This is a genomic window from Duganella sp. Dugasp56, assembly GCF_047304105.1.
In the GTDB taxonomy this organism is placed as follows: domain Bacteria; phylum Pseudomonadota; class Gammaproteobacteria; order Burkholderiales; family Burkholderiaceae_D; genus Rugamonas; species Rugamonas hordei.
Genome location: NZ_JBGLYQ010000022.1, coordinates 111,371 through 122,327, shown reverse-complemented (window position 1 = coordinate 122,327; position 10,957 = coordinate 111,371). Strand labels below are relative to the sequence as shown.

Genomic DNA, 10,957 nt, shown 5'->3' with positions numbered 1-10,957 from the left:
CCCGCCGCAACCGACGCCACCGCGGGTCCCGGCGCGACAGCAGCCGCCGCCCGCGCCGGGTGCCCGGTCCCGGCCGCCGATCGCGCCTCGGCCGCCGCCAAAGCCTCGGCCACCGCCTCCGCAGCGGCGGAAGCGGCTGCCCCTAAAAGCGAAGTGCGCGCACGTGTATTGGTCATATTACCGTCACAGTATAAGAAATTATGTTGACAAGTGTACTGGCACTGTACTGGTTTTGTCACGTACGATATATCCATCGACAAGGAGAACCGCATGACCCACAGCGCCCCGCCAGCCGCCATCGCCGCCATACCCACCCGCTCGGGCGTGAGCGACGAAACCGCCGGCATGCTGCTCGGCCTGATCGGCGTCGCCATCTTCAGCCTGACGCTGCCCTTCACCCGGCTGGCCGTCGGCGCCGGCGGCCTGTCTCCCGGCCTGTCGCCCACCTTCGTCGCCCTCGGCCGCGCGCTGGTCGCGGCCGCGCTGGCCGGCGGCTGGCTGCTGTGGAAGCGCGCGCCGCTGCCGCCCCGCTCCGCGCTGGCGCCGCTGGCCATGGTGGCCATCGGCTGCATCATCGGCTTCCCCTGGCTGACCTCGATCGCCATGCGCACGCTGCCCGCCGCACACGGCGCCGTGCTGGTCGGCGTGCTGCCGCTGGCCACGGCCGTCTTCGCCGCCGTGCTGGCCGGCGAAAAACCATCGGCCGGCTTCTGGATCATGGCCATGCTGGGCTCGGCGCTGGTGGCCGGCTTTGCGCTGCGTCAGAGCGGCGGCAGTTTGCACCCGGCCGACCTGGCGATCTTCGCCGCCGTGCTGCTGGCCGCCATGGGCTACGCCGCCGGCGGCCGTCTGTCGCAAACGCTGGGCGGCCAGCAAACCATCTGCTGGGCGCTGGTGATGGCCGCGCCGGTGCTGCTGCCGGCGGTCGCCTGGCTGTGCCGGGACGAGGCCGCGCAGATCGCCCGGGCCGGGGCCGCCGCCTGGACCGGCTTCGCCTACGTGTCGGTGTTCTCGATGTTCATCGGATTCTTCTTCTGGTACCGCGGCATGGCGCTGGGCGGCGTGGCCCGGGTCGGCCAGGTGCAGCTGGTCCAGCCCTTCCTCACGCTGCTGGGCGCGACCCTGGTTTTGGGCGAATCGCTGGAATGGCCCACCGTGATATTTGCAATCGCCGTCATCGCCGTGGTGGGTGCCGGCCGCAAAATGCAGGTGAAACGGGTCTAAAACCGTAGAGTATCTTGATTTCGCCTCAATTGTGAGCACGCCCTGCGCGGCGGGTACAATATCGGTCTTAGCTATGCATTACCAACTTATTAATTGGATAACCACATGTCTGTCTACGAAAAACTCAAAGCGCTCGATATCACCCTGGCAGCACCTGCAACGCCGGCCGCCGCCTACGTCATGTACGCTCAAACCGGCAACACGGTGTTCCTGTCGGGTCACATCGCCAAGCGCGCCGACGGCAGCGTGTGGGTGGGCCAGCTGGGCAAGAACATCGACACCGCCGAGGGCAAGGCCGCCGCGCGCGCCATCGCCATCGACCTGATCGGCACCCTGCAGGCGGCCGTCGGCGGCGACCTGACCCGCGTCAAGCGCATCGTCAAGGTCATGAGCCTGGTGAACTCCACGCCGGACTACACCGAGCAGCACCTGGTCACCAACGGCTGCTCCGAGCTGCTGGGCGAAGTCTTCGGCGACGCCGGCAAGCACGCCCGCTCGGCCTTCGGCGTGGCGCAAATCCCGCTCGGCGCCTGCGTCGAAATCGAATTGATCGCGGAAGTCGCCTGAGCTTCGCGCAAAACAATACTTATCCAGTGAGACCAGCATGAAAATCGAAAACCCCAATCCGATCCAGTGGCGCTTCTCGGAACGCGCAGATCAGTTGCAATCGTCGTTCATCCGCGAGATCCTGAAGATCACCCAGCAGCCTGAGATCATCTCCTTCGCCGGCGGCCTGCCGTCGCCGCTGACCTTCCCGGTCGACGAAATGAAAATCGCCTTCGACAAGGTGTTGAGCGAAAACGGCAAGGTCGCCCTGCAGTACGGCCCGACCGACGGCTACCTGCCGCTGCGCCAGTGGATCGCCGATTCGCTGTCCGTCAACGGCGCCAAGATCGTGGCGGAACAGGTGCTGATGACCTCCGGCTCGCAACAGGCATTGGACCTGCTGGGCAAGGTGCTGATCGACGAAGGCAGCCGCGTACTGGTCGAAACCCCGTCCTACCTGGGCGCGCTGCAGGCGTTCTCGGTCTACCGTCCTGAATTCAAATCGGTCGACACCGACGACCACGGCCTGGTGCCGTCGTCGATCGACAAGGTCGCCGCCGGCGCGCGCCTGCTGTACGCGCTGCCGAACTTCCAGAACCCGACCGGCCGCACGCTGTCCGTCGAGCGCCGCCAGGAACTGGTGGAGACCTGCGCCCGCCTCGGCCTGCCGCTGATCGAGGACGATCCGTACGGCGCCCTGAGCTACAAAGGCGATCCGCTGCCGAAGATGGTCGCGATGAATCCGGAAGGCGTGATCTACATGGGCTCCTTCTCCAAGGTGCTGACCCCCGGCATCCGCCTCGGCTACGTGGTGGCCCCGCTGCCGCTGGTGCGCCGCCTGGAACTGGCCAAGCAGGCGGCCGACCTGCACACCTCGCAGCTGACCCAGATGGTCGTGCACGAAGTGATCAAGGACGGCTTCCTGCAGCGCCACATCCCGAAAATCCGCACGCTGTACGGCGACCAGTGCCAGGTCATGCTGGACGCGATGGCGCAGCACTTCCCGGCCGGCGTCCAGTGGACCAAGCCTGAAGGCGGCATGTTCATCTGGGTCACGCTGCCCAAGCACATCGACGCCATGAAACTGCTGGACGAAGCGATCGCCCAGAAAGTCGCCTTCGTGCCCGGCTCGCCGTTCTACGCCAACGACGCCGAGACCAACACGCTGCGCCTGTCGTTCGTCACCGTGCCGCCGGAGCGCATCCGCGCCGGCATCGAGATCCTCGGCAAACTGATCGCCGCCAAGATCTAAGCGGCCCAAGTTGTCGTACCTCCGTGGGCGGCGCTCGCCGCCCACAAGCGCCCTCTTTGTCTCGGACAAAATACAACACTGTTATAAAGATTTCATCACCAAAAGTCACGAAAACCGATGAAACAATAACATCGGATTAACATTAATGGCAACATATGCCCATGGGCGTGGCATCCGCAAAAATCAGCGGTTTTTTTTCACATGGCGACGTTGCAAAGCGTTATGATTTGAACGGATAGTTACTTTTCAGATCAGGCCAGACTTTGTACAACCCAGTTCAAAATCCCATTCCTGCCATGCGGCGCGATGCCGCGATTCTCATCGTCGACGACGCTCCCGAGAACCTCGGCGCGCTGCGCAAGCTGATGGTCGAGCAGGGCTATCAAACCTTCGTCGCCAACTGCGGCGAGCGCGCGCTGAAGATCGCCCGCCGCGTCCATCCCGACCTGATCCTGCTCGACATCGTCATGCCCGGCATGGACGGCTATGAAACCTGCCGCGAACTGAAACGCCACGCCTCCACCCAGCGCATTCCCGTCATCTTCATGAGCGCCCGGACCTCCACCGAGGACGTGGTGGCCGGCTTCGACCTCGGCGCGGTCGACTACATCAGCAAACCGCTGCGCATGGCCGAAGTGTGCGCGCGCGTGCGCACGCAGCTGCAAATCCGCAGCAACAGCGAAAACCAGGAAGAACAGGCCGAGCGCCTGCGCACCATCGTCAACAACATGGCCGAGGGGCTGCTGATCATCGAAGCGGACGGCCGCATCCAGTTCACCAATCCGGCCTGCGACAAATACCTGGGCTACCAGGAAAACGAACTGGCCGGCAGCGCCATTTCCGACCTGCTCAATCCACTGGTGGCGCAGGAATACCTGGACTACTTCGACCGCTACGCCGCCGCGCCGGAATCGGCGCACAGCCACGGCACGCGCGAAGTGATCATCCGCCACCGCAACGGCAGCTCGGTGTGCATGGACCTGACGCTGACGCCGATGTATCTGCGCCAGCCGCTGTTCATCGGCCTGCTGCACGACATCACCCACCACAAGCAATCGGAAGACGCGCTGCAGCGCGCCGCGATGGTCGATCCGCTGACCAAGATCGCCAACCGCCGCCACTTCGACACCTTCCTCGAAAAGGAATGGCAGCGCGCCATGCGCAGCGGTCAGCCCTTGTCGCTGGTGGTGCTGGACGTCGACCACTTCAAGCTGTACAACGACACGCTGGGCCACCCCGCCGGCGACGCCTGCCTGCAGCAGGTCGCCCAGGCGATCGACTCGCATGCGCTGCGCGCGACCGACCTGGCGGCGCGCTACGGCGGCGAGGAATTCGTGCTGCTGTTCGCCGAGACCGACAGCGACTCCGCCTACCTGCTGGCCGAGTCGATCCGTTCCCACGTCGAGTCGCTGCAGATCCCGCATCCGCGCTCGACCACCTCGGCGTGGCTGACGGTGAGCATCGGCGTGGCGACGATCTACCCGCACCAGCTGGAGAACACCGAATCGCTGTTCGTCGCCGCCGACCGCGCCATGTACGTGGCCAAGGAAGGCGGCCGCAACCAGGTGCAAGCCACCAAGGCCGGCACCGCCGCGCTGGAAGCCGTCAAGGCGCTGGCAATGCGCTGACCCGACACCGGGGTCAGAGAAAAGCGGGGTCAGTTCCGGCAACCGGTCACGCGTGGCCGATTGCCGGAACTGACCCCGCTTTCAAGGCCTTAAGTCCAAGCGGCACGCAGGCTGCCAGCGCCAGCAACGAAAACAGGACCACGCCCCGGCCGCCCGTGTCCTGGAACAGCTCCCCGGCGCCGACCGTGCCCAGCGCCACCGCGGCAAACGTCACCACCACCGATTGCGACAGCAGCGAGCCGTTGCGGTCGCGCGCAGAAATGAAACTGTTCAGTATCGCCATGATGGTATAGAAGGCCCCGTTCAGCGTCAGCTGGGCCATGAAGAACGCCAGCGCGCCTTGCGCCGTAAAGAAGCCGGCGACCGACACGGACATCACAACCAGCGCCCCCATGACCGTCAGGCCGCGCCGCGCCGCCAGCGCCGGAATGGCCGGCACCACCGCGCCGAAGAAGCCCAGCAGCGACGACAGCGACAGCAAGATTCCCGTCGTCGGCAACGACAGGCCGATACGGGTGCCCTGCAAGGCGGACACCGCCCACACGCCCGCCTGCACGCTGTACACGCCGACGAACACGCCCCAGGCCAGCCACACGTCCGTCCGTCCGCGTGACCGGCCCTCATGGACTTCCGGCTGCCGTGCCGGCATCAGCGCCGGCACGCGCACCGCCGCCAGTCCCAGCACCGCCGCCAACGCCGCCAGGCCGAACCAGATCTCGCGGCCGGCCGCCACGCCGGGCAGCAGCGACAGCAGCGTGAACACACCCGCCACCGCCAGCCCGGAAAGCAGCAACACCACGCCCCACAGGCGCTCCGCGTCGCGATGACAGGCCAGGCAGATGCCGACCATGACGATCATCTGCGCTTCGCAGAAACCGGCCACGAGGCGCGCCACGGCAAACGCCGGCGCCCACACGGTCAGCGCCGACAGCACCTGGCTCCATGCCAGCAGCACCAGCGCGCCGGCGGTGAGCCGCGACGGCCAGCGGCGGGCCAGCGCCGGCAGCACGACGCAGCCGGCCAGCATGCCCACCATCTCCGCCCCGGCCAGCATGGTGGCCTGTCCCTCGTCCAGCCGCAGGCGCGCCATCGCGTTGGTCACCAGCAGCGGCATCATGGTGGTGCCGCCTATGCCCAGCGCCCAGCAGCAGGCCAGGATGAAGGCGGGACGGGCTTGTCGCGCGGGCTGCGCTGGCGTGATGATCATCTGTCCTCCAAGGTATGCGGCGACACTGCGCGCCGTAATCAAGCATACGATGCCGCGGCGCCAAGACAGGTCAAAAACGGCCAAAAAGAGACACCCAGGCGGCCATTTCCGCGCCGGATGCGCCATGCGCGCAAAACCGTACTATGCTGTCGCGTATCTACCAAAGGAGCAGCTGTGACGGCGAAATCCCACAACCCCGATGCCGATGCCGACGTGCCGCCCCATGTTATCCGCCAGGTTCTGCAACTGCTGGCCAGCGGCGGCCATTCGTCCGAGCGCCTGTGCAAGGGGCTGGGCTTCACACCCGAGAACCTGTGCGACGCCAACTTCCGCGTCTCCTACCGCCAAACCAGCCAGCTGGTGAAGCGCGCGATGCAGCGCTGGGGCGACCCGGCCATCGGCATCGCCACCGGCGCCCGCCAGACCGTGGTCTGTTTCGGCCTGCCGGGCCTCGGCATGCTGACCTGCGCCACGCTGGGCGAGGCGTTTCACTATCTGATCCGGCACCAGCGCGCGGCCGGCGCCTTCACCGTCAATGAGCTCAGTGTCCTCGACGAGCATCACTTCGTCGCCGAGGTAACGACCCGTTTTCACGATCCTGAAATGGAGCCCTTCTTCATCGAGGAGATTTTCGTCAGCAGCGTCCAGGTGTCGCGCGCCCTGGTCGGTTCGCACTTCCGCCCGGCGCGGCTGGAGCTGCGCTATCCGCGTCCCGCCTATGCCAGCGCCTACACCGAATACTTCCGTTGCCCCGTGACGTTCAACGCCCCGATGAACCGGCTGATCTGCGACATGTCCTGGTTCCACTGCCCGCTGCCGACCTATGACCGCTACATGCAGGCCACCCTGCAGGCGCAGATCGACCAGTTGCTGGCCGTCGACCAGCCGCGCAACGACCTGGTGGAATCGATCATGAACCTGCTGCGGGCCTCGGTCGACGAGGTGCCCGGACTGGCCGCTATCGGCGCGACGCTCAATCTCAGCGAGCGCACGCTGCGCCGCCGCTTGTCGGACCTGAACACGTCCTATCAGCAGTTGATCGATCAGGTCCGCTATGAATGCGCGCTCGACCTGCTCAAGCGCAGCGACATGCCGCTGGTGGAAATCGCCATGGCCACCGGCTTCACCGATGCGCGCAACTTCCGCCGCGCGTTCAAGCGCTGGTCCGGCATGCTGCCGAACCAGGTAAGACAAGGCGCCGCCGCACCGCGCCTGAATGCCTGGGGATAGCGGACTTTCACTTGGCCCGTCAGGACAGCTCCCACTTCCCTTCGCGCGAAACCACCAGCCCGCGCTTGCGCAGCGATTCCAGATAGCGCGCATGGCCGCGCACTCCTTTTTTGCGGAACAGCGGTATCAAACGGGGAAGGAAGTTCGGCGCCAGCATCGCCAGCCGCACCGACCATGACTCGCTCCAGCGCGGATAGCGCTCCAGGCACGGACTGTCGAGCATGCGCATCACCTGGCGCGCCACGTCCGCCGGTTGCTGCGGCGGATCCATGAACTGCAGGGTGTTGCCGCCTTCGACCGCCTCGCGCATCAACATCGGCGTCTCCGTAGCCGAGGGCAGCACGTTGCCGACATGCACGCCGTGCCGCTCCCGGTCCATGCCCAGGCACAGCATGGCGCCGCGCAGGCCGAATTTGGTGGCCGAATAGATGCCCGTCTCCGGCAACGGGAAAATCCCGCCCAGTGAAACCGTGTTGATCACCCGGCCATCGCCGGAGCGCTGCAAGGCGGGAAAGGCCAGCCGCGTCAACACGATGGGCGACAGCAGATTGATGTTCAGCTCCCCGAGGATATGCTCGACCGAGCGTTCCTCGAAGTGGCCGGTGCCGGTGATCGCGGCGTTGTTGACCAGGATATCCAGCCTGCCGTAGCGCGCCTGCACAAACGCCAGCAGTGACGACAGTTTGCCGAAATCGCTCAAGTCGATCGCCACACCCACCGCAGCCGGTCCCAGTTCGGCGGTGGCGCGGTCCAGCGCCTTCTGATCCAGGTCGGCCAGCACGCAGATGATGCCGCGCTCGATGAAGCCCCGGCAGATCTCGCGCCCGATGCCGCCGGCGCCGCCTGTGACGATGGCGACCCGGCCGCCTTTCGATGTTGTTGCCATATGCATTCCCTCAAGTGTTGGCGGCGAAACCCGCCGCGCCCAGTTGCATCCAGATGGTCTTGGTCTCGGTGTACTGGTCGTGCGCCATCAGCGATTTTTCGCGACCGCCGAAGCCGGACTCCTTGTAGCCGCCGAACGGCACGCCGGTGTCCCCCTCCGAAAAACAGTTGACCGACACGGTGCCGGCGCGGATCGCCCGCGCCACGCCGTGCGCCGCGTCCAGGTTGCTGGTGTAGACCGACGAGGCCAGGCCATAATTGGTGTCGTTGGCGATCGCGATACCCTGCCGCAGGTCGTCGAACTCCATCACCGACAGCACCGGCCCGAAGATCTCCTCGCGCGCGATGGTCATCGCCGGCAGCACGCCGTCGAAAATGGTCGGTTCCACGAAGCTGCCGCCGGAATCCTGGCGCACCTGCGCGCCGCCGTGGGCCAGCCGCGCACCCTGCGCCTCGCCGCCGGCGATGTAGCCGAGCACGCGCCGCATGTGTCCCGGCTCGATCAGCGCGCCGACGCGGGTGGCCGGGTCCAGCGGATCGCCGACCCGCCAGGCGTCGAACTCGCGCCGCAGCAGCGCCAGCAGCTCGTCCTTGCGCGAACGGTGCACGATCAGGCGCGAACCGGCGCTGCAGTTCTCGCCCTGGCAGAACAGCGCCCCGGTGGCCACCTGCTGCGCCACGCGCGGCAAGTCGGCCGCGTCGGCCAGCACCAGCGCCGGACTCTTGCCGCCGCACTCCAGCACCACCCGCTTCAGGTTGGATTCGGCCGAATACTTGAGGAACAAGCGCCCCACCTCGCCCGAACCGGTGAAGCTGAGGCAATCGATGCCCGGGTGGCGCCCCATCGCCTGCCCCACGGTCTCGCCGTAGCCCGGCACGATATTCAGCACGCCGTCCGGCACGCCGGCCTCCAGCGCCAGGCGCCCCAGCATCAGCGCCGTCAGCGAAGTCTGCTCGGCGGGCTTGATCACCATCGAATTGCCGCTGGCGAGGGCCGGCCCGATCTTCCATCCGGCCAGGTACAGCGGAAAATTCCACGGCAGGACCGCGCCCACCACGCCGATCGGCTCGCGCACGATCATCGCCACCACGTCGGGCGCGGTCGGCGCCATCTGGTCGTACAGCTTGTCGGCCGCCTCGGCGTGCCAGCGCAGGCTCTCTATCATGTCGGGCAGGTCGGCCGACAGCGCGTCGCGTATCGGCTTGCCCGAGTCCAGGCTCTCCATCAGCGCCAGCGTCTCCAGGTTGGCCTCGACCAGGTCGGCCAGCCGCAACAACACCTTCTTGCGGTGCTTGGGCGAGGCGCCCGACCAGTCGCCGCGCTCGAAGGACTGGCGCGCCGCGCTGACCGCGTCGTCCACCTCGACGGCGCCGCAGCGGGCGACGCCGGTCAGTCTTCGCCCGGTGGCCGGATTGATGGAATCGAATTCCTCGGCCGAGATTGCGTTGACGAAGCGCCCGCCGATCAGCGCACGGGTTTCAAAATCGAGCCGCGCGGCCTGCTGCTGGTAATACTGCACTGTCTTGTCCATGGGGTTCCTCTCAAGCGGCCACGCGCATCGCCGGCGACGGCCGCGCCGCCGCACCGGTGCGCAGATGGTCATAGTAGGTTTCGCTCAGCTCCGGCCAGCCCATCTTCCTGCGCAGCTGCTTCAGGTAGGACTTGAGCGCATGCGCCTCCAGATAGACCTCATGCCGCTGCGACTTCACGAATTTCAGGCCGCCCGACAGGTCCGGATCGTCCTTGGCGATCAGCGCGTCGAACCGGCTGCCGCCGCCGGGGTTGTTCAACTGGTCGCGCAGATAGGCGGCGATCATGAACGCTTCCGTGTCGAACAGCTTGTAGGCGCTGGAGTTGGTTTCGACATAGCCGATGCCGAACAGGTTGCGGTGGTCGCGGCTGAACATCGACAGGTACAGCTGCGGTCTGCCGCCGCGCCACTCGAAATATTCCGCCGCATACTTGCAGCTCCATTTGTAGCCGGTGGCGTAGACCACCAGGTCGAGCCGCTCGCGGCTGCCGTCCTTGAAGACCACCTCGTCGCCGTCGTAATAGGCGATGTCCGGCTTGACGGAGATATTGCCGTGCTGGAGATTGTGCAGCAGCTGCGAATTAAGCAGCGGATGGCTTTCGAACAGCTTATGGTCCGGTTTCGGCAGGCCGAAGCGGGTCAGGTCTCCGGTGAACATCTTGAGCAGCAGTCCCATCACCGGCCGCGCGATCCACATCGGCAGCTGCGGTCCGCTTTCCCCGACCTGGTCCGCCGGCAGTCCGAACAGATGCTTGGGAATGAAATGGTAGCCGCGCCGCATGCTGATGAAAGCCTTGTCGGCGCGCGCCGCCGCGTCGCAACCGATGTCCGCGCCCGAGTTGCCGACACCGACGATCATCACGCGCTTGCCGGCGAATTCGTCGCTGCTCTTGTAAGTGACGGAATGACGGATCTCGCCATTGAACTGGCCCTTCACCTCCGGCATGTTGGGATCCCAGTTACAGCCCGTGGCGCAGATGACGGCGTGGTAGCGCCGGCGGCTGCCATCGCCCAGCGTCACCAGCCATTTTCCGCTGTCCTCCTTATGCACGTTCCGCACCGACGTATTGAAGCGGATCGCGTCGCGCAGGCCGAAGGCGTCGGCGTAGCTGCGAACATAGCTCAGTATCTGTTTGTTGGTGGGGTAGTCGGGAAAGGACTTCGGCATCGGGAAGCCGATAAAGCCCGACAGGTCGCGCGACGAAATGAAGTGGGCCGATTCGTAGATCGGGCTGCCGGGATTGCTCATGTCCCAGATTCCTCCCACATCCGAATGGCGCTCGAACTGCTCGTACGCCAGCTTCATGCCCTTCAATGCGCGCGCCGCCGACAGGCCGCCCGGCCCGGCACCCACCACGCATACCGCGTTGCCGCAATCGATAATTTCATCCTGCTGTTGGTATGACATGTTCACTCTCCCATTTTTATGAAAATCCGGAGTTCATTGTGCAAA

The 10,957-nt window shown here is 65.8% G+C and carries 9 protein-coding genes; 5 read left to right on the top strand and 4 right to left on the bottom strand.

The window, feature by feature from the left end; all coding sequences use genetic code 11:
- Positions 1-270: 270 nt before the first annotated feature.
- From ACCD07_RS17030 to ACCD07_RS17015, 4 genes are all read left to right on the top strand, one after another.
- On the top strand, positions 271-1,224 hold the full coding sequence (locus ACCD07_RS17030) for a DMT family transporter (RefSeq protein ID WP_413448026.1): 954 nt from the start codon (positions 271-273) through the stop codon (positions 1,222-1,224).
- A gap of 105 nt (positions 1,225-1,329) precedes the next feature.
- A complete protein-coding gene (locus ACCD07_RS17025; RefSeq protein ID WP_176651698.1) occupies positions 1,330-1,791 on the top strand; it encodes a RidA family protein in 462 nt (153 codons plus the stop codon).
- 37 nt (positions 1,792-1,828) lie between these two features.
- A complete protein-coding gene (locus tag ACCD07_RS17020; RefSeq protein ID WP_176651699.1) occupies positions 1,829-3,022 on the top strand; it encodes a PLP-dependent aminotransferase family protein in 1,194 nt (397 codons plus the stop codon).
- Between the two features lie 296 nt (positions 3,023-3,318).
- Positions 3,319-4,650 (top strand): diguanylate cyclase domain-containing protein, encoded by a 1,332-nt coding sequence (locus tag ACCD07_RS17015; RefSeq protein WP_353402998.1) that lies wholly within the window; start codon positions 3,319-3,321, stop codon positions 4,648-4,650.
- A gap of 46 nt (positions 4,651-4,696) precedes the next feature.
- Here ACCD07_RS17015 and ACCD07_RS17010 read toward each other — a convergent pair whose 3' ends face one another.
- Positions 4,697-5,857, bottom strand: a complete 1,161-nt coding sequence (locus ACCD07_RS17010) for a hypothetical protein (RefSeq protein WP_413448025.1) — start codon at positions 5,855-5,857, stop codon at positions 4,697-4,699.
- A 174-nt stretch (positions 5,858-6,031) separates the two neighbouring features.
- On the opposite strand from ACCD07_RS17010, the gene ACCD07_RS17005 reads away from it, so the two are divergent.
- A complete protein-coding gene (locus ACCD07_RS17005) occupies positions 6,032-7,087 on the top strand; it encodes an AraC family transcriptional regulator (protein ID WP_353402994.1) in 1,056 nt (351 codons plus the stop codon).
- 19 nt (positions 7,088-7,106) lie between these two features.
- Here ACCD07_RS17005 and ACCD07_RS17000 read toward each other — a convergent pair whose 3' ends face one another.
- The 3 genes from ACCD07_RS17000 to ACCD07_RS16990 are packed head-to-tail and all read right to left on the bottom strand — an operon-like array spanning position 7,107 to position 10,912.
- Positions 7,107-7,973 (bottom strand): SDR family NAD(P)-dependent oxidoreductase, encoded by an 867-nt coding sequence (locus ACCD07_RS17000; RefSeq protein ID WP_176651703.1) that lies wholly within the window; start codon positions 7,971-7,973, stop codon positions 7,107-7,109.
- Between the two features lie 10 nt (positions 7,974-7,983).
- Positions 7,984-9,504, bottom strand: a complete 1,521-nt coding sequence (locus tag ACCD07_RS16995) for an aldehyde dehydrogenase (protein ID WP_413448024.1) — start codon at positions 9,502-9,504, stop codon at positions 7,984-7,986.
- A 10-nt stretch (positions 9,505-9,514) separates the two neighbouring features.
- Complete coding sequence (locus ACCD07_RS16990) at positions 9,515-10,912, bottom strand: NAD(P)-binding domain-containing protein (protein WP_176651705.1); 1,398 nt, start codon at positions 10,910-10,912, stop codon at positions 9,515-9,517.
- Positions 10,913-10,957 lie beyond the last annotated feature (45 nt).

What these genes read in the sequence shown, in the direction of transcription:
- ACCD07_RS17000 (WP_176651703.1), bottom strand. Translation starts at nt 7,973, where the DNA reads ATGGCAACAACATCGAAAGGCGGCCGGGTCGCCATCGTCACAGGCGGC.
- ACCD07_RS16995 (WP_413448024.1), bottom strand. Translation starts at nt 9,504, where the DNA reads ATGGACAAGACAGTGCAGTATTACCAGCAGCAGGCCGCGCGGCTCGAT.
- ACCD07_RS16990 (WP_176651705.1), bottom strand. Translation starts at nt 10,912, where the DNA reads ATGTCATACCAACAGCAGGATGAAATTATCGATTGCGGCAACGCGGTA.
- ACCD07_RS17030 (WP_413448026.1), top strand. Translation starts at nt 271, where the DNA reads ATGACCCACAGCGCCCCGCCAGCCGCCATCGCCGCCATACCCACCCGC.
- ACCD07_RS17025 (WP_176651698.1), top strand. Translation starts at nt 1,330, where the DNA reads ATGTCTGTCTACGAAAAACTCAAAGCGCTCGATATCACCCTGGCAGCA.
- ACCD07_RS17015 (WP_353402998.1), top strand. Translation starts at nt 3,319, where the DNA reads ATGCGGCGCGATGCCGCGATTCTCATCGTCGACGACGCTCCCGAGAAC.
- ACCD07_RS17020 (WP_176651699.1), top strand. Translation starts at nt 1,829, where the DNA reads ATGAAAATCGAAAACCCCAATCCGATCCAGTGGCGCTTCTCGGAACGC.
- ACCD07_RS17010 (WP_413448025.1), bottom strand. Translation starts at nt 5,857, where the DNA reads ATGATCATCACGCCAGCGCAGCCCGCGCGACAAGCCCGTCCCGCCTTC.